The 25,821-nt window shown below is 74.5% G+C and carries 29 protein-coding genes, 1 pseudogene and 1 riboswitch; of the genes and pseudogenes, 24 read left to right on the top strand and 6 right to left on the bottom strand.

Translation table 11 applies throughout. The annotated features are described in order from the left end of the window. Window positions 1-65 precede the first annotated feature (65 nt). The 18 genes and pseudogenes from AB0L34_RS01205 to AB0L34_RS01120 all read left to right on the top strand — a co-directional run bounded on the left by AB0L34_RS01205 (window position 66) and on the right by AB0L34_RS01120 (window position 12,100). Window positions 66-1,076, top strand: a complete 1,011-nt coding sequence (locus tag AB0L34_RS01205; RefSeq protein WP_363700867.1) for an ATP-binding cassette domain-containing protein — start codon at window positions 66-68, stop codon at window positions 1,074-1,076. Continuing rightward, window positions 1,073-2,089 carry an ABC transporter permease subunit gene (locus AB0L34_RS01200; protein ID WP_363700865.1) on the top strand — a complete coding sequence of 339 codons (1,017 nt, stop codon included), beginning with the start codon at window positions 1,073-1,075 and terminating at the stop codon, window positions 2,087-2,089. The genes AB0L34_RS01205 and AB0L34_RS01200 overlap by 4 nt, the downstream gene beginning before the upstream one ends. A gap of 285 nt (window positions 2,090-2,374) precedes the next feature. Beyond that, on the top strand, window positions 2,375-2,833 hold the full coding sequence (locus AB0L34_RS01195) for a DUF3263 domain-containing protein (protein ID WP_363700863.1): 459 nt from the start codon (window positions 2,375-2,377) through the stop codon (window positions 2,831-2,833). A gap of 191 nt (window positions 2,834-3,024) precedes the next feature. Continuing rightward, entirely contained in the window at window positions 3,025-3,756 is a 732-nt protein-coding gene (locus AB0L34_RS01190; RefSeq protein WP_363700861.1) for a hypothetical protein, read from the top strand. Beyond that, entirely contained in the window at window positions 3,753-4,148 is a 396-nt protein-coding gene (locus AB0L34_RS01185; protein ID WP_363700859.1) for a phage holin family protein, read from the top strand. Before AB0L34_RS01190 ends, AB0L34_RS01185 begins: the two co-directional genes overlap by 4 nt. A gap of 22 nt (window positions 4,149-4,170) precedes the next feature. Further along, window positions 4,171-4,833 carry a DUF3618 domain-containing protein gene (locus AB0L34_RS01180; protein WP_363700857.1) on the top strand — a complete coding sequence of 221 codons (663 nt, stop codon included), beginning with the start codon at window positions 4,171-4,173 and terminating at the stop codon, window positions 4,831-4,833. After that, window positions 4,802-5,701, top strand: a complete 900-nt coding sequence (locus AB0L34_RS01175; protein WP_363700855.1) for a hypothetical protein — start codon at window positions 4,802-4,804, stop codon at window positions 5,699-5,701. The genes AB0L34_RS01180 and AB0L34_RS01175 overlap by 32 nt, the downstream gene beginning before the upstream one ends. 159 nt (window positions 5,702-5,860) lie before the next feature. Then, window positions 5,861-6,370 (top strand): GNAT family N-acetyltransferase, encoded by a 510-nt coding sequence (locus tag AB0L34_RS01170; protein WP_363700853.1) that lies wholly within the window; start codon window positions 5,861-5,863, stop codon window positions 6,368-6,370. A 271-nt stretch (window positions 6,371-6,641) separates the two neighbouring features. Further along, the gene (locus tag AB0L34_RS01165) at window positions 6,642-7,025 is read left to right on the top strand and encodes a hypothetical protein (protein ID WP_363700851.1); all 384 of its coding nucleotides are present in this window, start codon (window positions 6,642-6,644) and stop codon (window positions 7,023-7,025) included. Between the two features lie 2 nt (window positions 7,026-7,027). After that, a complete protein-coding gene (locus AB0L34_RS01160) occupies window positions 7,028-8,296 on the top strand; it encodes an SRPBCC family protein (protein ID WP_363700849.1) in 1,269 nt (422 codons plus the stop codon). A gap of 2 nt (window positions 8,297-8,298) precedes the next feature. Continuing rightward, window positions 8,299-8,508, top strand: a pseudogene (gene gvpJ, locus AB0L34_RS01155) (gas vesicle protein GvpJ); the annotation flags it as partial. A gap of 253 nt (window positions 8,509-8,761) precedes the next feature. Further along, window positions 8,762-9,517, top strand: coding sequence for a GvpL/GvpF family gas vesicle protein (locus AB0L34_RS01150; protein ID WP_363700847.1), 756 nt, complete (start codon window positions 8,762-8,764; stop codon window positions 9,515-9,517). Between the two features lie 3 nt (window positions 9,518-9,520). Beyond that, a complete protein-coding gene (locus tag AB0L34_RS01145) occupies window positions 9,521-9,859 on the top strand; it encodes a gas vesicle protein GvpG (protein WP_363700845.1) in 339 nt (112 codons plus the stop codon). Continuing rightward, a complete protein-coding gene (locus AB0L34_RS01140; RefSeq protein ID WP_357462088.1) occupies window positions 9,819-10,178 on the top strand; it encodes a gas vesicle protein in 360 nt (119 codons plus the stop codon). Before AB0L34_RS01145 ends, AB0L34_RS01140 begins: the two co-directional genes overlap by 41 nt. 1 nt (window position 10,179) lies before the next feature. Then, complete coding sequence (gvpJ, locus tag AB0L34_RS01135) at window positions 10,180-10,548, top strand: gas vesicle protein GvpJ (protein ID WP_357462087.1); 369 nt, start codon at window positions 10,180-10,182, stop codon at window positions 10,546-10,548. Continuing rightward, complete coding sequence (locus tag AB0L34_RS01130; RefSeq protein ID WP_363700843.1) at window positions 10,532-11,371, top strand: GvpL/GvpF family gas vesicle protein; 840 nt, start codon at window positions 10,532-10,534, stop codon at window positions 11,369-11,371. The genes gvpJ (AB0L34_RS01135) and AB0L34_RS01130 overlap by 17 nt, the downstream gene beginning before the upstream one ends. Window positions 11,372-11,411: 40 nt before the next feature. Continuing rightward, entirely contained in the window at window positions 11,412-11,669 is a 258-nt protein-coding gene (locus tag AB0L34_RS01125) for a gas vesicle protein (protein WP_363700841.1), read from the top strand. Next, complete coding sequence (locus AB0L34_RS01120; RefSeq protein WP_363700839.1) at window positions 11,666-12,100, top strand: gas vesicle protein K; 435 nt, start codon at window positions 11,666-11,668, stop codon at window positions 12,098-12,100. Before AB0L34_RS01125 ends, AB0L34_RS01120 begins: the two co-directional genes overlap by 4 nt. A gap of 60 nt (window positions 12,101-12,160) precedes the next feature. Here the strand turns inward: AB0L34_RS01120 and AB0L34_RS01115 are convergent, their stop codons facing one another. Beyond that, window positions 12,161-12,406: a flavin reductase gene (locus AB0L34_RS01115; RefSeq protein WP_357462083.1), complete on the bottom strand. Its 246-nt coding sequence runs from the start codon at window positions 12,404-12,406 to the stop codon at window positions 12,161-12,163. Then, window positions 12,403-12,636, bottom strand: a complete 234-nt coding sequence (locus AB0L34_RS01110) for a hypothetical protein (RefSeq protein ID WP_363700837.1) — start codon at window positions 12,634-12,636, stop codon at window positions 12,403-12,405. The genes AB0L34_RS01115 and AB0L34_RS01110 overlap by 4 nt, the downstream gene beginning before the upstream one ends. Before the next feature lie 408 nt (window positions 12,637-13,044). Between AB0L34_RS01110 and AB0L34_RS01105 the strand changes: the two genes are divergently transcribed. Together AB0L34_RS01105 and AB0L34_RS01100 are read left to right on the top strand one after the other, a co-directional pair. Continuing rightward, window positions 13,045-13,851: a helix-turn-helix transcriptional regulator gene (locus AB0L34_RS01105; RefSeq protein WP_363700835.1), complete on the top strand. Its 807-nt coding sequence runs from the start codon at window positions 13,045-13,047 to the stop codon at window positions 13,849-13,851. Beyond that, a complete protein-coding gene (locus AB0L34_RS01100; protein WP_357696242.1) occupies window positions 13,842-14,033 on the top strand; it encodes a DUF397 domain-containing protein in 192 nt (63 codons plus the stop codon). Before AB0L34_RS01105 ends, AB0L34_RS01100 begins: the two co-directional genes overlap by 10 nt. Window positions 14,034-14,142: 109 nt before the next feature. On the opposite strand, the gene AB0L34_RS01095 is transcribed toward AB0L34_RS01100, so the two are convergent. Continuing rightward, window positions 14,143-16,536 (bottom strand): AAA family ATPase, encoded by a 2,394-nt coding sequence (locus AB0L34_RS01095; RefSeq protein WP_363700833.1) that lies wholly within the window; start codon window positions 16,534-16,536, stop codon window positions 14,143-14,145. An 86-nt stretch (window positions 16,537-16,622) separates the two neighbouring features. Next, window positions 16,623-17,192 carry a hypothetical protein gene (locus tag AB0L34_RS01090; protein ID WP_363700921.1) on the bottom strand — a complete coding sequence of 190 codons (570 nt, stop codon included), beginning with the start codon at window positions 17,190-17,192 and terminating at the stop codon, window positions 16,623-16,625. Window positions 17,193-17,598: 406 nt separating this feature from the next. On the opposite strand from AB0L34_RS01090, the gene AB0L34_RS01085 reads away from it, so the two are divergent. Together AB0L34_RS01085 and AB0L34_RS01080 are read left to right on the top strand one after the other, a co-directional pair. After that, window positions 17,599-20,463: an alpha/beta fold hydrolase gene (locus AB0L34_RS01085; RefSeq protein ID WP_363700831.1), complete on the top strand. Its 2,865-nt coding sequence runs from the start codon at window positions 17,599-17,601 to the stop codon at window positions 20,461-20,463. Continuing rightward, window positions 20,460-21,335, top strand: a complete 876-nt coding sequence (locus AB0L34_RS01080) for an ABC transporter permease subunit (protein WP_357462077.1) — start codon at window positions 20,460-20,462, stop codon at window positions 21,333-21,335. Before AB0L34_RS01085 ends, AB0L34_RS01080 begins: the two co-directional genes overlap by 4 nt. 12 nt (window positions 21,336-21,347) lie before the next feature. On the opposite strand, the gene AB0L34_RS01075 is transcribed toward AB0L34_RS01080, so the two are convergent. After that, a complete protein-coding gene (locus AB0L34_RS01075) occupies window positions 21,348-21,896 on the bottom strand; it encodes a DUF4232 domain-containing protein (RefSeq protein WP_363700829.1) in 549 nt (182 codons plus the stop codon). A 504-nt stretch (window positions 21,897-22,400) separates the two neighbouring features. Here AB0L34_RS01075 and AB0L34_RS01070 point away from each other — a divergent pair. Next, window positions 22,401-23,324 (top strand): hypothetical protein, encoded by a 924-nt coding sequence (locus AB0L34_RS01070; protein WP_363700827.1) that lies wholly within the window; start codon window positions 22,401-22,403, stop codon window positions 23,322-23,324. Window positions 23,325-23,408: 84 nt separating this feature from the next. Here the strand turns inward: AB0L34_RS01070 and AB0L34_RS01065 are convergent, their stop codons facing one another. Further along, window positions 23,409-24,140, bottom strand: coding sequence for a hypothetical protein (locus AB0L34_RS01065; RefSeq protein ID WP_363700825.1), 732 nt, complete (start codon window positions 24,138-24,140; stop codon window positions 23,409-23,411). Window positions 24,141-24,386: 246 nt separating this feature from the next. Then, window positions 24,387-24,522, top strand: a riboswitch (SAM riboswitch). Between the two features lie 10 nt (window positions 24,523-24,532). Between AB0L34_RS01065 and thrC the strand changes: the two genes are divergently transcribed. Then, window positions 24,533-25,819, top strand: coding sequence for a threonine synthase (gene thrC / locus AB0L34_RS01060; RefSeq protein ID WP_363700823.1), 1,287 nt, complete (start codon window positions 24,533-24,535; stop codon window positions 25,817-25,819). Window positions 25,820-25,821: the final 2 nt, after the last annotated feature.

The following is a 25,821-nucleotide window of genomic DNA, read 5'->3' as shown; positions in this document are numbered from 1 at the left end:
TATTGCGCACGGCTGCATACCGCGTATGGTGTCGCGTGTCATACGCCCATCGGGGGAGGTGCAGCTTGCCAGCTGTCCTGGAGATCGAAGGTCTCCGCAAGACGTACAAGAGTCGTCGGCGCGGCACCCGCAACGCGCTCGACGGCTTCGACATGCGGGTCGAGGTGGGGCAGGTGCACGGCTTCCTCGGCCCCAACGGGTCGGGCAAGACCACCACGCTGCGTACGCTGCTCGGCCTGATCCGGCCCGACGGCGGCCGGATGGCCATCCTCGGCCACGAGGTGCCCGAGGCACTGCCCGCCGTCGCGGGCCAGGTCGGCGCGATCGTGGAGAGCCCGCAGTTCTTCCCGCACTTCTCCGCGCGGGACACGCTGTCCCTGCTGGCCGGCGCGGGCGACGTGCCGCCGCGACGGATCGACGAGGTGCTGGAGCTGGTCGGGCTGCGTGACCGCGCCGGCGAGCGGGTCAAGACGTACTCGCTGGGCATGAAGCAGCGGCTCGCCGTCGCCTCGGCCCTGCTGAAGAACCCGAAGCTGCTGATCCTCGACGAGCCGGCCAACGGGCTGGACCCGGGCGGCATCCGGGAGATGCGCACGCTGATGCGCACCCTCGCCGAGTCGGGGATGACCGTGGTGCTGTCCAGCCACATCCTCGGCGAGATCCAGCTGATCTGCGACTCGGTCACCATCATCTCGCTGGGCCGACGGGTGGCCTTCGGCCCGGTCGAGGAGGTGCTCGCCCAGCACTCGTCCGGCGCCGTCCGGGTGCGGCTGGAGGCGGTCGCCGACCTGCCGATCGCCGCCGAGGCGTTGACCCGCGCCGGGATCCGGGTGGACGGCCAGCCCGACCACCTGATGCTCGCCGGCGTCGACAAGCCGGCCACCGTGACCCGGCTGCTCGCCGAGCAGGGCCTCTACGTCAGCGAGCTCGCACCGGTCGCCGCCGACCTGGAGAGCGTCTTCCTCGACCTGACCGCCACCGCGCCGGTACCCGGCCAGCACCGGCAGGTCGACCAGTCCACGAAGGTCGGCGGGGCGGGGCAACCCGGTGCCGCCGGAGGAGGGTGGGGCGCGTGAGCCTCTACCGTACGGAGCTGCGCCGGCTGGCCAAGCGGCGCTTCACCCGCTGGATGAGCCTGCTGGGCCTGCTGGTGCTCGTGGCCGTGGTGGTCGGGGTCTTCCTCACCAACGAGAAGATCGACGCCGCGGCGCTGGCGAAGGCCGAGCGCGCCGCCGAGCAGCAGTGGCAGCAGGACGTGGTCCGCAACGAGCAGTACCGCGCCGAGTGCGAGCGGGCGAAGGCAGCCGGGACGAGTCAGGCGGGCGGCTTCCCGGACGACTGCGCGATGATCCAGCCGCCGCCCCGGGAGGCGGTCGAGTCCCGGTGGTTCCTGCCCTCCACCTTCGACTTCCGGGAGAACTTCGGCTTCACGCTGCTGCCGCTCGCGGCGATCCTGGCGCTGGTCGGGTTCGTGGTCGGCGCCTCCTTCGTCGGGGCGGAGTGGAACACCGGCGGCATGATGAACCTGCTGCTGTGGCGGCCGAAGCGGCTGACCGTACTGCTGACCAAGCTGGCGGCGCTGCTCACCGGGCTGCTCGCCCTGGCGGTGCCGACGACGGCGCTCTGGTTCGGCAGCTTCTGGCTGGTCGCCACCTTCCGCGGCAGCACGGAGAAGATGACCTCCGGTGTCTGGCAGTCCTTCGCCCTCACCGGGCTGCGTGGGGTGGTGCTCGCCCTGATCACCGCGACGATCGGCTTCGCGCTCGCCTCGCTGGGACGGCACACCGCCATGGCGCTGGGCGGGGCGATCGGCCTGATGGTCGTCGGGCAGTTCGGCCTCGGCATCCTGCTGCAGATGGCCGGGGTGCAGTTCGCCGAGGCGTGGCTGCTGCCCACCTACGCGGCGGCGTGGATGCAGAAGAAGGTGACGCTGGAGGACTGGAACGCCTGCCAGGCCACCTACTTCGGCGAGTGCAAGCCGGAGACCCTGGACATCACCTGGCAGCACTCCTCGGTGTTGCTGGCGGTCGGGTTGACGGTGATCCTCGGTGCGGCGCTCTGGGCGATGCGCCGGCGGGACATCTCCTGATCCCGGCGGTGCGACCGGCGGCTCTCCCCGGCCCCGGTCGCACCGCCCGCGCGGGCCGTGGACAGGCGGTCGCCCGGCGACCCGCCGCGCAACCCCGATCGGCCTGGTGACGATCGGCAGCCGCCGCCGCTGGCGGTGGGCGTGCGGGGGCGGCGGACACGGGGCGAACCGGTCCGGTCACGTTGCGGCACCGTCGTCCGATGCGAACCGGGTCGGCCCTGGTTAGGCTGGGGTCCCCCCGGTCGGCGTCGTGGTGTGCCGCCGGCCTGCCCCATGAGGAGCGCCATGCAGCCCGCCGACGCCGCCCCGGCCGCCACCGAGCCGTCCACGGCGGACCGGGCGGACGCGACCGGCGAGGCGCGCGACGCGGGCACCCTCGTCCCCCAGCCCCGGTCGGGCTCCGACCCCGGCGTTCCGGCCGTGCCGCAGCCCCGCACGGCGGCCGGGCCGGGCGCGGGTGCGGCCGGGACGCCGCCCGGCGAGACCGACGCGCCGGCGGACGACCGGCCGGCCGGCGGGCTCACGGAGCGGGAGCGGGGCATCCTCGCTTTCGAGCAGCAGTGGTGGCGGCACGCCGGCGCCAAGGAACAGGCCATCCGGGACACCTTCGGCCTCTCCGCCACCCGCTACTACCAGTTGCTGAACGCGCTGCTGGACAACCCGGCCGCGCTGGCCGCCGAGCCGGTGCTGGTCGGCCGGCTGCGCCGGCTGCGCTCCTCCCGGGCCCGCAACCGCCGCCGCTGACCCCTGTCCCGCCGCGTGGTCGGTTCCGTCCGGGTCGGGCGTCCGGTCCGGTTTTCCCTCCTGCCGGGACCGGCGGAACGGAATGCCGACGAGCCGCGCGGGTAGGCGGCTGACGAACCCGCCGCGTCCCGCGGTTGGTTCACGTTCCGGGTCGTGACCCTGCGGCCCGGGGCCGACGGAGGGAGCGGGCGATGACGGGAATCAACCCGAGCCGGCCACCGGACGGTGCGACCGGCACCGGGCAGCAGGCCCGGCAGCAGGCATCCCGGGTCGGGCACCACGCGGCCCAGGCCGGCGGGCAGGTCGCGCACGCCGCCGCGGAACAGGGCGGACAGGTCGTCTCCGAGGCCCGGCGACAGGCGCGGAACCTGACCGGTGAGGCCGGTACGCAGTTGCGCGACCAGGCCCAGGCGCAGCAGCGGCGGGCCGCCGACGGGCTGCGCGGCATCGGGCGCGAACTCGGCTCGATGGCGGAGCGGAGCGAGGACTCCGGGATGGCCGCCCAGATGGTCCGCCGCGCCGCGGACGCCGCCCAGCAGGCGGCCGGCTGGCTCGACGAACGCGAGCCCGGGGCGGTGGTCGACGAGGTGCGGTCGTACGCGCGCCGGCACCCGGGGACCTTCCTGGCCGGCGCGGCCGTGGCCGGGGTGCTCGTCGGGCGGCTCACCCGGAACCTCACCGCCTCCGGCGACGGGGCGCGGGGCGCCGGTCAGCCGTCGACGCCGATGCCGGGCGCCGAGCCCGGGACCGGCGGGCCGCAGCCGTACGAGCGGGCGGTCGAGGCGCCGTACACGGCCGAGGAGGCGTACCCGCGTACCGAGGCGTACCCGCGCGAGGAGGCGTACACGGGGATGGCCCGGGTGCGCAACGCCTCGCCGCCCGGCCGGCCGGGGCCGGACATCCCGGGCGGGGTGGCGCCGTGAGCGCCCCGGAGAAGGAGCGGACCCAGGCGTCGGTCGGCGACCTGCTCGGCGACGTGACCCGGGACGTCTCCACGCTGGTCCGCAAGGAGATCGAACTGGCCAAGGCCGAGCTGCGCGAGGAGGCGACCCGGGCGGGCAAGGCCGCCGGGATGTTCGGCGGTGCCGCACTGGCCGGCTTCCTGACGGTGCTGTTCGTGTCGTACGCGCTGTGGTGGGGGCTGTCGAACGTGATGGACCAGGGCTGGGCCGCGCTGATCGTGGCCGTCATCTGGGCCGCGGTCGCCGGTGGCCTGCTCGCCAACGCGCGGACGAAGATGGCGCAGCTCCGCTCGGTGCTGCCCAGGACGAGACAGACCGCACGGGAGATGCCGAACGCGGTGCGAGGCCGGTGAACCAGCCGGGAGGGAGCAGATCATGTCCAACGATCCGGACCGGATCCGGTGGGAGATCGAGAACACCCGGAACGAACTGAGCAGCGACGTCGACGCGCTGGCCGACAAGGTCAACCCGCGACGGGTCGCCGGTGAGCGCGTCGGGCAGGCCCGTGGCGCGCTCACCCGGGCCAGGGAGAAGGTGATGGGCGTGCAGTCGGACGGGCACGGCGCCGGTCAGCGCATGTCGCACGCGACCGAGTCGGCGCGGGCGTTCGGGGAGCAGTCCCGCGAGCAGATGTCGCACGCGGCCATGTCGGTGCGGGACGACGCCCGTTCGCTGGGGCAGCAGTCCCGCCAGCAGGCGCAGGGCAACCCTCTCGCCGCCGGCCTGATCGCCTTCGGCGCCGGACTGCTGGTCTCGTCGCTGATTCCGCCCAGCCGGCCGGAACGGCAGTTGGCCGGGCAGGCCAGGGGCAAGGTGACCGAGCACTCCGGGCAGCTGCGCCAGCAGGCGAGCCAGGTCGGCCACCAGATGCGCGACAACCTGCGCGACAACATGCGCGAGCCGGCGCAGCGGGCGGCGCAGGCGGTGGGCTCCACGGCCGTCGGGGGCGCGTCGGCCGTACGGGAGCAGGGCCGGTCGGCCGCCCACCAGGTGCAGGGGCAGGCGCATGCGGCCGCCGACGACCTCCGTCGCCGCTGAGGCGACCCGGGTGGTCGGGGCGGCGCGGACGATGCGGGTACGCTCCGCGTCCGCGCCGCCACCCGGCCGGCCGGTCAACGAGGACCTGGTCTTCCGGTTCGGGCCGCTGGTCGGCGTGCTGGACGGCGCCACCGTGCCGGAGGGCTTCGACACCGGCTGCGTGCACGGGCCGTCCTGGTACGTCCGGCACCTCGCGGCCCGGCTCGGGCTGGCCGAGGCGATCCGCCCGACGGCGACGCTGACCAGCAACCTGGCGGCGGCGATCCTGGCCGTCCGGTCCGACCACGGCGACGAGTGCGACCTGGGCCATCCGGGCACCCCGTCGAGCACGGTCTGCCTGTTGCGCGACGGCGGCGACCACGTCGACTACCTGGTGCTCTGCGACAGCCCGCTGGTGCTGGAGGCCGGCGGCCGGGTGAGCGTGGTCACCGACGACCGGCTGGACGCCGCGATGGCGGAGTTGCGGGCCACGGCGGCGGCGGTGCCGGCCGGCCCGGCCGACCGGGCCACCCGGCTCCGGCAGGCGGTCGCCGTGCAGCGGGAGCGGATGAACCGGACCCACGGCTACTGGGTGGCAGCCGCCGACCCGGACGCGGCGTTCCACGCGGTGACCGGGACGCTGCCGCTGCGCGGGCCGGGTGCCGTACGCCGGGCGGCGTTGCTCAGCGACGGCGCGTCGGCCGTGGTGGAGCAGTTCGGTCTCCTCGACTGGGCGGGGCTGCTGGACGTGGTGAGCGCCGACGGCCCGGGCGCGCTGGTGGACCGGGTACGCGCGGCGGAGCGCGACCACCCGGACCGGCTGCGCCGGCACAAGCCGGCCGACGACGCCTCGGTGGTGCTCTGCGAGTTCGACACCGACGCCCCGTGACCCGCGCGGGACGGGCGGCCGGGGGCGCCGTGGGTGCCGCCGACAGCGGAGCGTGAGGTGGAACACGATGCGGTCCGACCGGCCGGTACCTTCCGCCGGACCGCCAGTCGGAGTTCGATGGGGTGGACTTGGGCCGGTGGGGCCGGCAGACTGCGGCACGTGGCGGGAACGGTCCGGTTGGAGCCGGTGGACGAGCGGAACCTGGAGCCGTTGCTCTCCGTAGCGGCTGCCGAGGCGGAGCCCGGCGACGTGATGCCGCCGGTGGAGGCTCCGGCGGGCTGGTCGCACGCCCGCCGGGAGGCGTTCCGCGAGTTCCACCGGGCGAGCTTCGCCGGCCTGAACGGCCCCACCGGGACCCAGATGTACGCGATCCTGGCCGGCGGCGAGGTGGTCGGCATGATCCGGATGAGCCGCCGCGACGAGCCGGGCGCCGTCGAGACCGGGATGTGGCTCGGCCGGTCCGCCCGGGGCCAGGGCATCGGCCCGGCCGCATTGCGTGAGCTGTTGAACGAGGCGGCGGCGGCCGGAATGCGGCTCGTGGTCGCGGAGACCACCGTCGACAATCACGGGGCGTTGTCGGTGCTCTCCAAGTGCGGGGCAAAATTGCGCGAGGGTAACGGCAAAGTGCACGCCGAGATATGCCTCGATTCGACGCCGCCCGCTTTGTGACGACCATTCGTCAGGTCTTTCCTTTCTGAGGTTCTCGCTGCTCGTAGCGGTCCGACTGCCCGATTTGCGCGATTGGCGAGGGCCGTGCCGTGGGCTCCGGAAATGGTTCCGGGAAAAGGCGGAAATGTTTCGCCGATAGGCCACCGGGTACTGCCCGCCGGGTCCGATTGAACGGGACACCTGATTGCGGTCCGGCACGTGCTGATCCCCGGCGGCCATTTTCGACCGCTGCCGTCAGGTGTCTGCCGCTCCGGGGAGCGAAGGAGAACTGATGAACAGCGGAGCACGAATCGGGCTCGCGGTGGGCTTCGGCTACCTGCTCGGCCGCCGACGCAAGTTGCGTACCGCCCTCGCCCTGGCCGCCGCGGTCGCGGCCGGCCGCGCCAGCCGGGAGCCGGGCGGGCTGCTGAAGGCGGGCGGCAACCTGTTGCAGTCGTCCCCCCAACTGACCAACCTCGGCCGCCTCGGCGGCCCGCTCGCCGCCGCCTCCAAGGCGGCCGCGACCGCCGCGGCCGGCAGCGGCATCGACGCGCTCAGCGGCAAACTGCGCGGCTCGGCCGACGCGCTGCGCCGCAAGGGCGGCGCCGCCGCGCCCGACGACGGGTCGGACGACCGGCCGGACCGGGACACCGACGCCGACCAGCGGGGGCGGTGACCATGGCGGACACGACGAACCCCGGCGGCCTCGGCGACAAGGTCCGGGGCCAGCTCGCCGGCGAGGCGCGGAACCTGGCGAGCGCCATCGGCGAACGTGCCGTGCAGGTGGTGACGGAGCGGATCACCGGCGCGACCGGACGCCTCAGCGACTACGCGAAGCAGGGCGGCGGTCCTGGCCTGATCGCCGCCGCGACGGGTGCGCAGAAGCTCGCCGAGGGCGGGTCGCCGGTGAAGGCGTTGGTCCATGCCGGGCTGGCCGGCGGTAAGGAGAAGGTGATGTCGGCTCTCGGCCGGAGCGGCAAGGGCGGCAAGGGCGGCGGGAAGAAGCTCAAGGTCACCAACATCGTGGAGGCGATCGAGGTCGGCGTGCCCGTCCGGGTCGCGTACGACCAGTGGACCCGGTTCGGCGACTTCCCGAGCTTCATGAAGAAGGTCGAGAACGTCGACACCGAGGCGGACGAGAAGCTGACCTGGAAGGCGCAGGTCTTCTGGTCGCACCGCACCTGGGAGTCGACCATCGTCCGGCAGATCCCCGACAAGCTGATCCACTGGCGCTCGAAGGGCGAGAAGGGCTCGGTCGACGGCACGGTCAGCTTCCACGAGCTGTCGCCCGACCTGACCCGGATCCTGGTCGTGCTGGAGTACCACCCGCAGGGGCTCTTCGAGCACACCGGCAACCTGTGGCGCGCGCAGGGCCGCCGCGTCCGGCTGGAGCTGAAGCACTTCGTCCGGCACGTGATGACGCAGACCGTCCTCGACCCCGACTCGGTGCAGGGCTGGCGGGGCGAGATCGAGGACGGGCAGGTGGTCAGGGACCACGAGACCGCCCTGCGCGAGGAGCGGGAGGAGCGCGACCGGCAGGAGCAGGCCGAGCGGGAACAAGCCGAGCTGGAGGAGCGCGGGCGGCGGCGACCGGAGCGCGAGCGAGGCCGGCGCGAGCCCGAACCGGAGCCGGAGGAGGAGGCCGAGGAGGCCGCGGAGGAGCCGCGCGCGGAGCGCCGGCCCGCCGAGCGTGGCCGCCGTCGGCCGCCGCTGCGGCGCCGTCCGGCCGAGGAGGAGTACGAGGACGAGTACGACGAGGGCGACTACGACGAGTACGAGGAGGAGCCGGAGGAGGAGCAGCCGCCGCCGCGTCGCCGCGCCCCGGAGCGGGCCCGCCGCCCGCAGCCGCGCGAGGAGCCCCGGCCCCGCGAGGAGCCCCGACCGCGACGCGCCCCGGAGGTGCCCCGCCGGCCCGTGGTCCGCCGTCGACGGGAGGAGCGGGAGTGACGATCGCAACGAGTGAGGACCAGGCCGGCGGCGCGCTGGAGCGCGGCGGAGCGGGTTCCAACCTGGCCGACGTCGTCGAGACGGTGCTGGACAAGGGCGTGGTGATCGACGCGCAGGTGTCGGTCGCCGTGGTCGGCATCCAGTTGCTGGAGATCAACGCCCGGATCGTCATCGCCAGCGTGGAGACGTACCTGCGCTTCGCCGAGGCGGTCGACCGGTTCGACATCACGCCGAAGGGCCAGAAGGGGCTGCCCGACCTGGTCGAGGGTGCTTCCGGGGCGGTCGGCGCCCGCAAGGCGGCGTCCGGGATCGGCAAGACCGTCGGCGCGATCGGCGGTGCGGTCCGGGACGCCGTCGGCGAACTCGGCTCCGACGACCGGGATCGTGATCGCGACCGCGACCGGGATCGCGTCCGGGATCGCGACCTCGACCGACCCCGGCGGCGCCGGGACGAGGAGCGTTGAGATGGCCGAGGAGACCGGACTGTTCATCTACGGCATCGTGCCCTCCGACGTGGAGCCGACCCCGGACGCCGCCGGCATCGGCGACCCGCCCGGAGAGGTGGCCGCGATCCGGCACGGTGAGCTGGCCGCGCTGGTCAGCGAGGTGAGCCTGACCGAGCCGATCGGCCGGCCGGCGGACCTGACCGCGTACCAGGAACTCGTGGACGGCACGGCGGCAATGGCCCCGGTGCTGCCGGTGCGTTTCGGCACGGTCGTCACCGGCCCCGACGCGGTGGCCGACCTGCTGGAGGCGCACCACGAACGGTTCGCCGCGGCCCTCGACGAGTTCGAGGGGCGGATCCAGTACGTCGTGCACGGCCGCTACCACGAGCCGGAGCTGATCGCGGAGATCCTGGCGGAAAACCCGGCCGCGGCCGAGCTGGCCGACCAGGTGCGCGGGCAGCCGGAGGCGGCCACCCGGCCGCAGCGGATCCGGCTCGGCGAGATCATCAGCCAGGCGGTGGAGCTGCGCCGCGAGGCGGAGAACCGGCAGCTCGTCGACGCTCTCGGCCCGCTCGTCGTGGCGAGCGCGCCGCGACCGCCGAGCAACGAGTTGGACGCGGCGAACGCCGCCTTCCTGGTCGAGCGAAACCGGGAGGACGAGTTCGTCGCGGCCGTCGAGGAGTACGCCGAGCAGCGCCGGGAGATGCTGCGCACGCGCCTGCTCGGCCCGCTCGCCCCGTACGACTTCGTCAGCGCCCACCAGTTGGTGGAGTGACCGGTGGACATTCTCTGGACGCTGCTGACCCTGCCGTACGCGCCGGTGCGGGGGGTGACCGCCGTGGTCAAGGTGATCGCCCGGGAGGCGGAGTCCCGGCAGCGCAACCCGGTCGACGTCCGGCGCGAGCTGGAGGCGCTGGACGCGGCGGAGGCCGCCGGGGAGATCACCGCCGCGGAGCGGGACCGGGGGCAGCAGCAGGTGCTGGAGCGGCTGACCGGCGCCGCCCGCCCCCGCCGGCGGGCCGGCGCGGAACGGGCGCGGCGGGTGCCGCGCGACGGCGGCGAGGGAGGTGAGCGGCATGGCGGACCGGATCCGCGGCGACGGCGGCCGGGCGCGTAGGAACGAGCCGGACGACCGGTACGACGACGACCGGTACGACGACGAGGAGGAGTACCTCGAACCGATCTCGGCCGCCGAGGCCGCCCGAGAGGGGATGCGGCAGATCGTCGAGCTGACCGGCCGGGACCCGGTGGGGACCACCTCGCTGAAGTCGGTGCGGGACGGCTGGCTGGTCGGGGTGGAGGTGATCGAGGACCGCCGGATCCCCGCCTCCACCGACCTGCTCGGCCTCTACGAGGTGGAACTGGACCTGGAGGGCGGCCTGCTCGGCTACCGGCGGGTGCGGCGCTACCAGCGCGGGAAGGGCGAGGTGGGCTGAGATGACCGTGCAACCGCCACCGGTGGTGCAGAACTCCGGCCAGGTCCTGCCGGCCGGGCACGAGCCGGCCAACCTCGGCGACATCCTGGAACGGGTGCTCGACCGGGGCATCGTGATCGCCGGCGACATCCGGGTCAGCCTGCTCGACATCGAGCTGCTGACGCTCAAGCTCCGGCTGGTCATCGCCTCCGTCGACACGGCACGGCAGATCGGCATCGACTGGTGGGAACACGACCCGTGGCTCAGCTCGCGGGCGAGGCCGCCGGTCGAGCCCGGCCCGCGGGACCCGGAGCAGGTGGAGGCGGAGCGCCGCCCCCGGGTCGCCCGGCGGGCCGCCCGGAGGGAGGAGTGGGATGAGATCGACGGCTGACCTCGCGTCCGCCGGCCCGGCGGCACACCTGGACGCCGGGGTGTGGCTGCACGGCGTGACGCGGGAGGCGGACCCAGCCCTGCTCGCCGTGACCGCCGGGATGGACGGCGCGCCGGTACGCGCGGTGCCGGCCGCCGGGCTGGTCGCCGTGGTCAGCACCGCGCCGCTGACCGAGTACGGCGAGGAGGCGCTGCGCCGCAACCTGGAGGACCTGGCCTGGCTGGAGCGCGCCGCCCGGGCGCACCACGCGGTGGTGGCCGCGCTGTCCCGGGCCGGCGCGGTGGTGCCCGCCCGGCTGGCCACCGTGCACCACGACGACGCCCGGGTGGCGGGCCAGCTCGCCGCCCGCCGGACCGAACTGACCGCCCTGCTCGACCGGCTCGCCGGCCGGGACGAGTGGGGCGTCAAGGGCTACGTCGTGCCTGGCGCCACGCCCCGGGCGGCGGAGCCCGAGGGGTCGGGCGGGGCCGGGGCGGCGTACCTGCGGCGGCGCCGGGCCCAGCTCACCGCGCGGGAGGAGGGGCAGCGGATCGCCGCCGACGCCGCCGCCGCCGTGCACGCGGCCCTCGCCGGGCACGCGGTGGCCGCCCGGCGGCACCCGCCGCAGGACCGCCGGCTCTCCGGCGCGCCCACCGCCATGGTGCTCAACGGGGCGTACCTGGTCGGGCAGGAGGCGCTCGCCGCCTTCAGCCGGCTGGTCGACACGCTCGCCGGGCGGCACCCGGAGATCCGGTTGGAGCTGACCGGGCCGTGGCCGCCGTACTCCTTCGCCGAGGAGCGACCACCCGAGCCCGCGCTCACCGTGCGGGAGCCGGCGTGCTGACCGCCCGCCGCGCCGCCGCGCCGACCGCCCGGGGGCCGGCGTGGTGACCACCTCGCTCGCGCCGAGCAGCGCCGACGACCCGCTGGCCTACCGGCCGGTGGCGCTGGTGGACCTGCTGGACCGGGTCCTCGCCACCGGCGTGGTGATCAGCGGCGACATCACCATCGCCATCGCCGACGTCGACCTGGTCCGGATCTCCCTGCGCGCCCTGGTCGCCTCCGTCGGCGCGCTCGCCCCGCCCGAGCTGCGGGACGCCGCGGTGGAGGGGACTGTCGGGTCGCCGGGGGCACTGGCATGACCGCCCCGGACGGCGGCCCGAACGCCCCGCGCGGCGCGGGGAACACCCGGGGCGGCGGCATCGCCGCCTCAGGTGCCGGGACCCGCCGGGACGAGGCCGCCGAACTGGCCGCCGCGCTGGGCGACACCCGGTGGCAGCCGCCCCGGGTGACCCCGCTGGACCGCCGGCTCGCGGTCGACCGGGACTCCGTGGAGCGGGGGCTGGCCAGCCTCGTGCTCACCGTGATCGAGCTGCTGCGGCAGCTCATGGAGCGGCAGGCGCTGCGCCGCGTCGACCTTGGCGACCTCACCGAGGAGCAGGTCGAGCGGATCGGCACGACGCTGATGGCGCTGGAGGAGCAGATGACGGGCCTGCGCGAGTACTTCGGCCTGGCCCCCGAGGACCTCAACCTCGACCTGGGCCCGCTCGGCCCCCTGCTGCCCACCGACTGACACCGCCCGCCCCGGCTCGGGCTCCCACCAGGGAAGGAGGCGGACGGGTCGGAGGGCCGGTCACCGGGGGCGGGCCCAGCCGGTGAAGCGCTCGGCCAGCCTGTCCGACGGCGTCCCGCTGTCCGGACCGGCGAGCTGTCCCGCGGCCTCGGCCTGCAAGGTCGCCAGGTAGACCAGCAGGGCGGTGCGATCCTGCCGGTACTCGGCGAGGAGGCGCAGCTTCGCCGGCGAGCAGGGCCAGGCGATGCCGCAGGCGGTGCACCGCCAGGTGGGGCGGGACGGAAGGTGTTCGGGGCGGCGGGTCACAGCGACCGCACCTCCACGGGCTGGACGCGGTCGACGCGGACCAAGGCGTACCGCTCGCGGACGGCGAGCGATCCGTCCTCGCGGACCTCGCGGCCTTTCAGCTCGGCCCATGTCGCGCCCTCGAACTCTCCGCGACTGATGACCTCGGAGATGTGCAGCGTCAGCGGGCCGGTGCCGAAGCGATAGGAGTCCTCGGGGACTCGGATGACGTGACCGACGACCAGGCTCACCACTGGCCCCCGTTCGCGCGCCACTGCTGGGCGCGGGTCAGGTTCCCGGCGCGACCGGGGTCGTTGGTCGGGAAGACCGTGGTCGGAGCCGTCGCCCAGTTCGGACGCTCGTTGGGTGGAACCCGACGCGGAAGAGGGGACGACGTCGGCGCGGGCTTGCAGCGCCAGAACCGAATTAGCACGACGAGGGCCTCCTTGATCTGTTGGAGGGGGCCGCCCCAACCTCCGTCGAAGCGGCCCCACGACTGGCACGACCGCCGGGCCTCGGGTCGCCTCCACCGGCCGCGCCGTCCGTCCTTCCACCCTGGACGCCGGGCCCCTACGCTCGGAATAGTCACCGCCCGGTTGCGGAGCGCAGCGGCCCAGTTCAGGGCGGGTGGGGAACGGTGCGGAAAGTCGTGGAGGGGCGTGGAAACCGTGGGAATCTCGCCGTCTGAGTACCTGCTTCGCGAGCTACGGCGACGCCGCACATCCGCCGGGCTGACACAAGCCCAGTTAGGCGAGCGGGTCTTCTGTTCGGACTCCCAAGTGAGTGCGATCGAGACCGGAGCGAAGCCACCGACGCTGGCCTACCTGACGGCCGTCGACGGGGCGCTGGGCACGGAGGATTACTTCGCAACGCTCTGGAACGAGCTGGTGAAGGGTGATGCCGCGCCCATCTGGCTGCGCGAGTGGATCGAGATAGAGCGCGAAGCGACGGCGCTCCGCTGGTACGAACACGCCTTCGTGCCCGGTCTACTTCAGACCGAGGGATACGCCCGGGCGACCTTCCGTGCGGCGCGTGTGCCCACATCTGAGCTTGACCAGCGCGTCGCGGCACGGATGGAACGGCAAGCCGTTCTCGCTCGCGACCCGGGCCCGCAGCTCTTCGTGGTCCTGGACGAGATGGTCGTCCGGCGCGCGTGTGGTGATGCGCGCGTGATGGCCGAACAGCTCGAACACCTGATGACGTGCGCTGAGCAGCCACATATCCAGTTGCACATCGTTCCGACGTCCGCTGGCATGTACTCGGGCCTGGCCGGCGCGTTCATTCTCGCCGATCTACCGGACGGATCACGTGCGGGCTACGTGGACAATCAGCTAGCGGCGCAGATCGTGGAGCAGCCGGCGGGGATTGCTAGCCTGGGACTGTCGTGGGACGCGGTCCGAGGCGGCGCTCTTCCGCTCGGCATGACCCTCGACATACTCAAGGAAGCGGCAAAGACATGGACATGACGGGTGCTCACTGGCGGAAGTCGTCCCGCTCCTCCACCAACGGCGGGGCCTGCGTTGAGGTTGCCGACAACCTTCCCGGCGTCGTGGGCGTCCGGGACTCGAAGGATCCGGCCGGTCCGGCCCTCACCTTCCCGCTGACTGCCTGGCGGGCCTTCGTCGCCCAGGTCGCCGAGCGGGTCTGACCGACCGCAGACGCGCGAGCGCCCGTCCCTACCCGGGGCGGGCGTTTCTCTTCTTCTAGATGCAGCGCCAGGGCGTTCGAGTATCCGGATGGCGCACCGAGAGTGTCGGTCAGCCGGCGCGCTTCTCCGCGTACGCCGCGAGCCAGGCGACCTGGGTCGGGTCCAGGGACGGGCGGACCCGGGAGCGGGCCGTCGCCACGTGCGCGGCGGTGACCGTGGAGGCGGTCAGTGACTCCCGCATGGCCGCCAGCGCCGCCTCCCGTACCAGTGCGGCGCAGTCCGCCGCCGAGAAGCCGTCCAGCTCCGCGCCCAGCGTCGCCAGGTCCACCTCCGGCGCCAGCGGCACGTTCCGCGACGCGGCGCGCAGGATCTCCGCCCGCGCCGGCCCGTCCGGCGGCGGCACGTAGACCAGCCGTTCCAGCCGCCCGGGTCGCAGCAGCGCCGGGTCCACCAGGTCGGGCCGGTTCGTCGCGCCGACCACCACCACGTTGCGCAGTGCCTCCACCCCGTCCAGCTCGGTGAGCAGCGCGGCGACCACGCGGTCGGTCGTACCGCCGTCGCTGGCCTGGCCGCGCACCGGCGCGAGCGCGTCAACCTCGTCGAGGAAGACCAGCGTGGGCGCGGCCTCGCGGGCCCGGCGGAACAGCTCGCGGACGGCGCGCTCGCTCTCGCCCACCCACTTCGACAGCAGCTCCGCGCCCTTGACCGAGAGCACGTTCGCCCGGCCCGACCCGGCCAGCGCGGTGACCAGGTAGGTCTTGCCGCAGCCCGGGGGGCCGTAGAGGAGCACCCCGCGTGGCGGCTGCACGCCGAGCCGGGCGAAGGTGTCCGGGTAGGTCAGCGGCCAGAGCACCGACTCGGTCAGCGTCTCCTTGACCTCCGTCAGGTCGCCCACGTCGTCGAGGGTCACCGAGGCCAGCTCCAGGGTGGACGCCGCCATGGTGGTCGGCCGGACCACCTCCAGGGCGGCGGCGAAGTCGGTCATCGCCACCGTCGGCGTCTCGGCCGACTTCTGCCGCAGCGCGGCGCGCACCCCGGCCTCGCGCACCAGCGCGGCCAGGTCGGCGGCGACGAAGCCGGGGGTACGCCCGGCGACCTCGTCGAGCCGTACGTCCTCGGCGAGCGGGACCTGCCGGGTCAGCACGGTCAACTGGTCCCGGCGCAGCGCCGGGTCCGGCAGCGGGACGCCGATCCGCAGCGAGAGCAGGTCCGGGGCGCGCAGCGCCGGGTCGACGGCCTCGGGCCGGCCGGTGGTGCAGACCACCGCCGCGCCGGCCCGGACGGTCTCGGCGACCACCTGGCGGAACACGGTGGCGACCGGTCCCGGCCCGTCGGCCGGGGCGAGCGCCTCCACGTCGGTGACCAGCAGCACCGCCGGCCCGCCGGCCTGCGTCTCGGCCGCGGCCGCGCGCAGCCGGTCGGCGGCGGCCTGGTTGGTCAGCGCGGCCAACTCGGGCGCCCAGAGCGGGCAGACCCGGGCCCCGACCCGGGCGGCCACGGCGCGCACCAGCGCCGCCTTGCCGGAGCCGGCCGGCCCGGCGACCAGTACGCCCAGCGAGACGGTGGTGCCCAGCCGGCCGAGCACCTCGCGGTGGTGGAAGCCGAGGTCGAGCAGCTCGGTCAGCTCCTCGGCCTGGGACCGCAGCCCGGGCAGCTCGTCCACCGAGGGCACGGCCTCCTCGTCCGCCTTCGTGGCGCCGTCGCCCGCGCCGGCCCGGCTCGTGACGTCCGCGGTCACCGGTTCACGCCGGGCGGCGGGGCCACCGGTGCCCAGGTCGGCCGCGCCGACGTGCGCCGGCCCGCCCCCCGGTCCGCTGCCGGGTCCGGCGGCCCGGCCGGGGCCTGCCGCGCCGGCGGCCTGACCGGATTCGCCCGCCGCGCCGGCGGCCCGGGCGACCGGCGAGCCCGCCGTGCCGGCGGAGCCGTGGGTCGCCGGGCCGTGTTCCCAGCCGACGACGGTGTCCATGGTGACCAGGGAGCCGGTGCCGGGCTCGGCGGCGACCACCGTGAGCAGGGTGCTGGTCCAGGCATAGCCGACGCTGTTGGAGAGGCTGCGTCGGGCGGCCTCCACCAGGCTGCGTACCGAGGCGTCGGGCAGGACGTCCTGCGGCAGCAGCGACACGTCGTCCCCGGTCGTCACCACCTTGCCGAGCAGGGCCAGCCGGAGCATCTCGGGGGAGACCACGGCGGCGACCGGCGCCGGCCCGGCGAGGACCACGCGGCGGGCCGCGGCGACCGGGAGCGGGCTCACCGTCACCTGGTCGCCGTCGCGGACGCCGAGGTTGCCCAGCATCAGGTCGTCGGCGTGGAGCAGGGCGGTGCTCGCGGCCGGGTCGGCCGCGACGATCCCGGCGGTCACCCGCCGGCCGGCCAGGCGCACCGGGTCGCCCGGGCGCAGCGCCAGCGCGGTGAGCACCTCCGGGTGCAGCCGGACGATGCCCCGTCGGGCGTCCAGCGCGGCCGGCCGCAGGCTCGCGGTCAGGGTCAGGTCGGGTTCCGCCACCGCCCGACCCTAGCTCCCGATGTCATCCGGCACCCGTCGCGCTCCGAGGCAGGCAGCCTGCGCCGTGCTCCCGCACGACGCGCTGCCTAACCGCCGGAACCGTCGTCGAGCAGGGACGGGTCGTTGCGGAGCAGCTCGGTCAGCCGCGCCGCCGGGTCGGCGCCCAGCCCCTCCTGGTCGGGCGTCCAGGCCGGCGGCGTCCTGCCCGACGCCGGCCCCGACGCCGCCGGCCCCGCCGCCGGCGGCGGTACGGCAGGCTTCTCCGCGCCGACCGTCACGCCCGTGCCGGTCCAGGCGATCCGCAGCGGGTAGGCCTTCCGGCCGTGCTCGATCCGAATGGTGACGGCCATGCCGGGGTGCCCCACCACCACCCGGCGGACGGCGTCGGCGACCTCCGCCACCGGGTCGCGGGGCTCGCCGGCCCGCCGGGCGTCGCCCCAGCCGGGCCCGGCGTTGCGGGCCTCGCCCCGACCGTCGGCGAGCGGCTCCGAGTGCGACGTGCGGACCCGGGCGCGGGCCCGGGCCACCCCGTCCGGCGCTGCCGGCGGGGCGGCGGCCTCCCCGTCCGCCGCCCCGCCCTGGTCGGCGGCCCGCCGGCGCAGCGCCTCCTCGCGCCGGGCCAACCGGGCCAGTGTCTCGTCCAGTCCACCTCTCATCACGACCGCCCCCTTCGGGTGAAACGGGTCGAACCGCCGGCCAACCCAGGTCTTCCGCGCCGGGTGGCCCGGTCGGGTGTCGACCGTGGAGTCCCGTGCACCGGACCGGAAATTAACCGACCAGCGAGGGGCGGTCCGGTCGTCGAACGGTCAGCTTTCCGTCAAGAGGCGCCAGGTGACCGTTCGTCCGTCACCGGCCACGCTGGGTGCCGTTCAGGAGAGTGGCATGGATGGATCGGAGGGGATTTCCCGCCGAAGATCGGAATTCACGTGATCCGAATTCGTCTTGCCGGGAGGGTCGGAGACCTGCGGCGGTCGCACCGGTCCGGCCGCCGATCGGACCAACCGGACGGCCGTACGGAGGATCTCAGCCAACGCTCAGGGTTCGGGCCGTACCGTGTGCCGCATGAGATCGCCGTCGTCGGCCGCGTGGATCCGGCGTGCCCTGCCCACCCGCCGGCGCGCGGTCGCCGCGGCGGCGGCCGTCGTGCTGCTCGCCGCCGCCGTGACCTGGGCGGTGGTGCCGCGGGAGCCGGCCGTGCGCACCGAGGCGGCGATCGTGAACGTCGCCTCCGGGCCGACGGGGGACGAGCACGTCGACCTGGACACCACGCTCTACCTGCCCGGGGACGCCTCGGCGGCCGACAAGGTGCCGGCGGTGCTGCTGGCGCACGGGTTCGGCGGCACCAAGGAGTCCGTACGCGCCGACGCCGAGGAGTTCGCCGGGCGCGGCTACGCGGTGCTCACCTGGACCGCGCGCGGCTTCGGCCGCAGCGGCGGGCAGATCCACCTGGACCACCCCGACTACGAGGTACGCGACGCCCAGCGGCTGCTGGACTGGCTCGCCGACCGGCCCGAGATCCGCACCGACGGCGACGGTGACCCGAGGGTCGGCGTCGTCGGCGGCTCGTACGGCGGCGGCCTGGCGCTGCTGCTCGCCGCGCAGGACCAGCGCGTCGACGCGATCGTCCCGATGATCACCTGGAACGACCTGTCCCGTTCCTTCCTGCCGGAGAGCACCGGGAAACAGCCCACCGAGGGCGTGTTCAAGTCCGGCTGGGCCGGCCTGTTCTTCGGCGGCGGCGGCAACGTCGGCTCCGGGCCGGCCGGGCTCTCCGGGGCCAGCGCCGCGCAGCCCGAGGGGGCGCCCGCCTCGGCCGGCCCGCCCAGCCCGGGGCCCGGCGCCGGCCCGGGCACCGGCCCCGGACCCGCCCCGGCCAGGGCCGCCGACCCGGCGTGCGGCCGGTTCGCCGCCGACATCTGCGCCGCGTACCTGCGGATCGCCACCACCGGCCGGGCCGACCAGGCCGCCGTGGACCTGCTGCGCCGGTCCAGCCCGGCCGGCGTGCTGGACCGCATCAAGGCGCCGACCCTGCTGGTGCAGGGCGCGGCCGACACCCTCTTCCCGCTCGGCGAGGCGGACGCCAACGCGCGCGGCATCGCCGCTGCCGGCACGCCCGTGCGGGTGGCCTGGTTCACCGGCGGGCACGACGGCGGCGAGGGCCCGCGGACCGACTCGGACCGGGTGAAGTTCCTGACCGTGCAGTGGCTCGACCACTACGTCAAGGGCGAGGGCGAGGCCCCGGGGGACGACTTCACCTGGTCCCGCATCGCCGGCTTCGACGCCCTCGACCGGGGCCTGGTGGCCACCGGCTACCGCACCGCCGACTACCCGGGCGTCGCCGGCACGGCCCGCCGCGACGTCCCGGTGGCCGGCCCGGCCCAGCCGGTCGCCAATCCGCCGGCCGGCAACCCCGCCGCCATCTCCTCGGTGCCCTTCGCCGGCGAGTTGTCGTCCCTGCTCGGCGGCGTCGCCGGGGACATCCCCGGCCAGCACGCCCGGTTCGAGTCGGAGCCGCTGACCGAGGCGGTGGACGTGGTGGGCGCGCCGACCGTGGACATCCGGGCGGCGTCACCGACCGGCGAGGCGGTGCTCTTCGTCAAGCTCTACGATGTCGACCCCAACGGCGCGGCCACCCTGCCCAACGGCCTGGTCGCCCCGGTCCGGCTCACCGGCCTGCCGCGCGAGATCGAGGCGGCGCAGCCGGTCACCGTCACGCTGCCGGCGATCGTCCGTCGCGTCGAGGCGGGACATCGGCTGCGCGTCGTGGTGGCGACCTCCGACCAGGCGTACGCCACCCCGGTCGAGCCCACCGTCCACACCGTCGCGGCCGGCGGCGCGGTCGGCCTGCCGACCGTCGCCGGCGAACCGATCCCCACCGCCGCCACGGTGTGGCGGTGGGTGCTGGTCGGGCTGGTCGCCGCGATCGCGGTCGGGCTCGTCGCGGTCGTGACCGTGGCCCGCCGCCGGCACCGCCGCCAGGACAGCTCCGTCCACCCGGCGTACGCGGGCGTCCCGCTCGCCGTGCGACAGCTCCGCAAGGAGTACGCGGACGGCTTCGTCGCCGTCTCCAACGTGGACTTCGAGGTGCATCCCGGCCAGGTCGTCGGCCTGCTCGGCCCCAACGGCGCCGGCAAGACCACCACGCTGCGGGTGCTGATGGGGCTGACCCAGCCCACGGCCGGCGAGATCTACGTCTTCGGGCACCGGCTGGTGCCCGGCTCGCCGGTGCTGTCCCGGATCGGCGCGCTGGTCGAGGGGCCGGGCTTCCTGCCGCACCTGTCCGGCCTGGAGAACCTGAGGGCGTACTGGCGGGCCACCGGGCGGCCGGCCGAGGACGCGCACTTCGACGAGGCCCTGGAGATCGCCGGCCTGGGCGACTCCGTGCATCGCAGGATCAAGAACTACAGCCACGGCATGAAGCAGCGCCTCGCCATCGCGCAGGCGATGCTGGGCCTGCCCGAACTGCTGGTGCTGGACGAGCCGACCGACGGGCTCGACCCGCCGCAGATCGCGGAGATGCGCCGGGTGTTGCAGCGCTACGCCACCGACGGCCGGGCGGTGCTGGTCTCCAGCCACCTGCTGGCCGAGGTGGAGCAGACCTGCACGCACGCGGTGGTGGTGAACAAGGGCCGGATCGTCGCCTCGGGCCCGGTCGAGGAGATCGTCGGCGAGTCGCCGAGCGTGCTCTTCGAGGTGACCGACCCGGCGGCCGCCCGGGCGGTGCTGGACGGCCTGCACGGGGTGCGGGTGCTTCCCGACGGCGAGGGCCAGCTCGTGGTGGACACCAACGGGACCGCCCGCAGCGAGGTGGTCGCCGAGCTGGTCCGGGCCGGCATCGGGGTGGACCGGGTGGTGCCGCGGCGCCGCCTGGAGGACGCGTTCCTCGCCCTGGTCGGTGAGAACTCTCGGGGAAGCGGGGACCGATGATGGCGGGGACGTCACCCACGGTGGGCGCGGCGGCGGGTTACCGGCCGTCGGCCACCCTGCCGTTCGGCGCCGAGTTCCGGCGGCAGGCATCCCGGCGGCGTACGCAGCTCGCGCTCGGGTTCATGGTGCTGCTGCCGCTGATCATCCTGATCGCCTTCCAGTTCGACACGGGCGACGACGACGACAACGGGCGCGGGGAGTTCGGCAGCCTGGTCGAGTTCGCCACCTCGGGCGGGCTGAACTTCACCCTGTTCACCATCTTCGTGTCGGCGTCGTTCCTGCTGGTCGTGGTGGTGGCGCTGTTCTTCGGGGACACGGTGGCCAGCGAGGCGAGCTGGGGCAGCCTGCGCTACCTGCTCGCGGTGCCGGTGCCCCGGGCCCGGCTGCTGGCGGTGAAGCTGCTGGTCGCGCTCGTCTACTCGGCGTTGGCGCTGGCGCTGCTCGCCGGCACGGCCCTGCTGATCGGCACGCTGCGCTACGGGTGGGAGCCGCTGCGCAGCACCGTCGCCGCCCAGCTCGAACCGGGGGAGGGGCTGTTGCGGCTGCTGGGCGTGCTCGGCTACCTGGCCGTCGTACTCCTGGTCGTGGCCGGCCTGGCGTTCCTGCTGTCGGTGGTCACGGACGCCGCGCTCGGTGCGGTCGGCGGCGCGGTGCTGCTGTGGATCCTCTCCAGCATCCTCGACCAGATCACCGCGCTCGGCGCGCTGCGCGCGTTCCTGCCGACCCACTACGCCACCGCCTGGCTGGGGCTGCTGTCGACGCCGGTGCAGACCGACGACGTGGTACGCGGCGCCATCTCGGCGATCAGCTACACGACGCTGTTCTGGGGCCTCGCCTTCTGGCGCTTCACCCGCAAGGACGTCACCAGCTGACGCTCGGACGGCTCAGAGCAGCGGCGGCACCGGGCTGCTCGACTCCGGGCCGCCCGGGTCCGAGGTGTCCGGCAGCGGCCGGGTCGGCGTCGGTGCCGGGTCGGTCGCCTTCTTCCAGGCGCTGACTCCGATCCGGCCCGTGTTGCCGAGATCGATCGGCCCGTCCAGGCCGACGAGCTGCGCGGGCCGGCCGGCGGCGGGCGCGACCTCCAGGCGCTCGCCGTCGGTGGCGACGACGGTCGGGTCGGTGACCAGGTTGCGCCAGAGCACGGCGGCGCCAGCCTGCTCGCCGGGGCGCAGGGTCAGCGGCCGGGGCGGGTCGTCGAAGCCCGACGTGATCTCCTTGGCCCCCTCGACCACCCGGACCGGTATCGGATTGCCGTCGCCGTCGAACAGGCGCAGCACCGGGTAGCCGTCGAGCGGGTAGGGCTTCGTGCCGCAGTTGACCAGTCGCAGGCCGAGCGCGCGCAGACCCATCGCGGCGCTGCTGCCCGGCGACGTGATCCGTACGCCGGATGCCGGGCACTCGGTCGGCGTCGTGGTCGGCGCCCCTGTCGGCATGGCCCTCGGCATCGGCGGCGGCGCCGGATCGACCGACGACGGTTCGGTCGCGGGGGAGCAGGCGCCGAGCAGGGCGAGGCCGACGATCGCGACCCCAACCGTCCGTGCCGGACCGGGAACTCCACCGGGCGAACGCGGTGCGGATCGGCGCGCGGGGACTGCCATCACCTGATCATCGCACCGGCCGGCGCCCGCCGAGCTCGGACACCCGCCCGGCGGAACCCTGTCGCACCGTAAGGATGTGGCGCCTGTGAGTGAGAATCGGGTATGGCCACTCCGCCCGCCGTGCCGCAGCCCGAGCCGCCAGCCGAGCCGTCGTCCGCGTCCCCGCCCGCACCGCCAGGGGAGCCGTCGTCCGTGTCGCCGGCCGAACCGTCGTCCGCGTCCCCGCCCGCACCGCCACCGGAGCAGTCGGCTGGGCAGTCGTCCAGGCCGGGAGCCTGGGCCGTGCTGGCGGACCAGCGACTGCCCGGGTTCCGCGGGCTTCCGCCGAAGCAGCGTGCGGTGTACGCGACCGTGGCCGCCGTCATCGTCGTGGTCGGCATGCTGTTCGCCTACCAGGCCAACTTTCTCCTGGACCGGTCGACGGCCACCGAGCGGGCCCGCTCGGACAAGCAGGCGCAGAAGGCGGTGGACCGTGAGCAACCCGCGTTCGTGTCCACCGTCACCCCCCTCGACTACGACCGGGACCTGCCCGAGGCCTTCACCGTGCTGCTCGACCGGTTGCTGACCGAAGACGAACAGGCCGCCCTCACCGCCCTGAACGGCGACGCGTCAGAGGTGTGGGAGTTCCTGAAGCCGCTCGGCGGCCGGATGGTCGAGCGCGCGTCCTATGTGGCGCCGCTTGAGGACGGCAACGAGAACCGCGGCGTTGCCCAGACGTTCGACCTGAACCTGAACAGCGATCGCGCCGCCGGACTCACGATCAACAACATGACCGCCGTCAAGGACTCGTGCCGCGTACCCACGGCGAAGACCGTCGTCACCGTCCCCCCGGCGGGTGCGGAGTCCCGGCAGGGCCTGCTGTGGGACCTGACCGGTGGGCCGACGGACAAGCCGCACGGCCCGTACGTCCTGGACGACGGCGAGCCGCAGGAGGGTCAGCTGTACTTCCGCCGCAACGTCGTCGAGCTGGGCAACGGTCAGTCGAACATGGCCTTCCGTATCCAGCCGGAGGTGTCCACCCACACCTGCGAGTGGCACATCGTCGCCTCCTACACCGACACGACCGGTTCCCATGAGCAACGCATCCCGAGCGGCACCGGCACGCTCACCACCGAGGCCGTCCCCTCGCAGCCCGTCCAGTACTTCGAGCGCGTCCCGGCCTCGGGGTGGGGCTGCCTCGGCGAGGTGAGTCAGCAGGGTTGCCGGGCCACCGCATTTGTACGGCTGCCGAGGCCGCCGGCCCACCGACCGGTCCCAGGCTGAGCCGGCGCATGCTCGTCACGGCGGAGCCCGCGCCGGCGGATCGGCCGGCGCGGGCCTGGGCTCGGTACGACCACCGGCGGGACGTCAGCGGGAACGGGGCCTGCGCTTGCGAATGTCGGGGGAGTCCGGCGCGGTGCCGGAGTCGGCGGTGTCCCCGTCGTCGGACGCGTCGGCGACCTGGGCGTCGGTGTGGCTCAGCTCGGCCAGCGTCGTTCCCCTGAGCTGGTAGACGGCGGTACGCCGGATGCTCAGCTCGGCCATCGGGCCGTCCGCGGGCCGGGTCAGGTAGACCACTGTCGCCCTGCCGTCGCGCACGCTGACGCTCTCCACCGGCGTACGGTCGCCGAGGTCGACCTGGGCCTGGTAGTCCGGCTCGCCCTTGACGTTGCGCCAGGCGGCGAGGGTGAAGAAGCGGCCGGTGCCACCGCCGTCGAGCATCACCACGCCGATCGCGTCGCCCGCGCCGTCGCCGTCGAGGTTGCCGATGGCGCACGGCCGCTGCAACTCCACCGTCGTGCCGTCCCGGTCGGACCAGCGGCCGGCGGCGAGGCGGATCGGGGCGGCGTACCCGCGGTAGCGGACCCGGCTGCTGCCGATCCGGGTGTTGCGCAGTTCGAGGCAGGTGAGCTGGTCGCCGGCGTGGCGGGGGGACGGGGTCGTCCGGGCGGCGTCGACGTCGTCCCGCTTCGCGCCGGTGCCGGCGGGCCGGTCGGCGGACCGGTCCCGCTTCTTCCGGCTGCCCGTGGAGCAGGCGGTGGTCAGCGCCAGCAGGCAGGCCATGGAGAGCGCCACCACCGGGACGAGCTTGCGACGCATTCGCGCGTTCCTTTCCGTCGATGTGCCTGCACCGTAACGGGAGCGCGCCAGGGGTGCGCCGTCGCTTCGTGGGAGCCCGGACGCGTTGCTCCCGCTGCGCGCCGGCGGCGAGTTGGCAGGGTGAATCCGTACCGTCGAGGAGAGGCCGCCCCTGCGGCTCGGCGGCGACTGCGGGATCGCTCACATCCTGGGATCTGTCGTCGATCCGGGCGGCGTCGGTGCTTAAACTCGCAGGTACAACTGCATACCTCATCCAGAGGGGCTGAGGGATACGGCCCGACGACGCCCCGGCAACCACCCCGCGCGCTCACCGCAGAGCGACCGGCGGGGCAGGTGCCAATTCCGTCCCCGCCGCAGGGTGCGATGCGGGGAAAGATGAGAGGACCCTCGACATGACGTCGACGTTCGCCGTCTCCGGCATCGACACCACCGCCAGCCCCGCCCGCGCCCTGGTCTGCCGCGCCTGTTCGGCCCGCTACCCGCTCGCCGCCCAGCACGCCTGCTACGAGTGTTTCGGCCCGCTGGAGGTCGACTACGACGCCGCCGCGCTGGCGACGGTCACCCGGGAGCAGATCGAGGCCGGCCCGCAGAACATCTGGCGGTACGCCGCGCTGCTGCCCGCCGGCCAGGACCCGGCGACCAGGGTCACCCTCGACCCGGGCTTCACCCCGCTGGTCGCCGCCCCGCACCTCGCGGCCGAGCTGGGCATCACCGCACCGCTCTGGGTCAAGGACGACAGCGGCAACCCGACCCACTCGTTCAAGGACCGGGTGGTCTCGGTCGCGCTGACCGCCGCCCGGGCGCTCGGCTTCAGCCGCTACGCCTGCGCCTCCACCGGCAACCTGGCCAACTCGGTCGCCGCGCACGCCGCCCGGGCCGGGGCGCCGTCGGTGGTCTTCATCCCCGGCGACCTGGAGCAGGGCAAGGTCGTCACGACCGCCGTCTACGGCGGCGAGCTGGTCGCCGTCGACGGCTCGTACGACGACGTGAACCGGCTCTGCGGCGAGCTGGTGGAGACGGACGAGTTCGAGGACACCGCGTTCGTCAACGTCAACGTCCGCCCTTACTACGCCGAGGGGTCGAAGACGCTCGGCTACGAGGTGGCCGAGCAGCTCGGCTGGCGGATCCCGGCCCAGGTGGTCATCCCGATGGCCTCCGGGGAGCTGCTCACCAAGATCGACAAGGCGTTCGCCGAACTGGTCGAGATCGGGCTGGTCGAGGCGCCGGCCGGCGGCTGGAAGGTCTTCGGCGCCCAGTCGGCCGGCTGCAACCCGATCGCCGCCGCCCTGCACGCCGACACCGACACGATCACCCCGGTCAAGCCGACGGGCATCGCCAAGTCGCTGAACATCGGCGACCCGGCCGCCGGCCTCTACGCGCTGGAGGCGGTGCGCCGCACCGGGGGCTGGATGGAGTACGTCGACGACGACGAGATCCGCGCCGGCATCCGGCTGCTGGCCCGCACCACCGGCGTGTTCGCCGAGACCGCCGGCGGGGTGACGGTGGCGGTGCTGCGCAAGCTGGTCGAGTCCGGCCGACTCGACCCGACCGCCGAGACTGTCGTCTTCAACACCGGCGAGGGGCTCAAGACCCTCGACGCGATCGCCGCCCAGGCCGGCCCCACCCACCGCATCAGGCCCTCGCTGCGCGCCGCCCGCGACGCCGGCCTCCTCGGCTGAGC

It is taken from the genome of Micromonospora sp. NPDC052213 (genome assembly GCF_040679695.1).
Classification (GTDB): domain Bacteria; phylum Actinomycetota; class Actinomycetes; order Mycobacteriales; family Micromonosporaceae; genus Micromonospora.
Note: the sequence above shows the minus strand (reverse complement) of the source record. Positions and strands in the feature narration are given on the sequence as shown.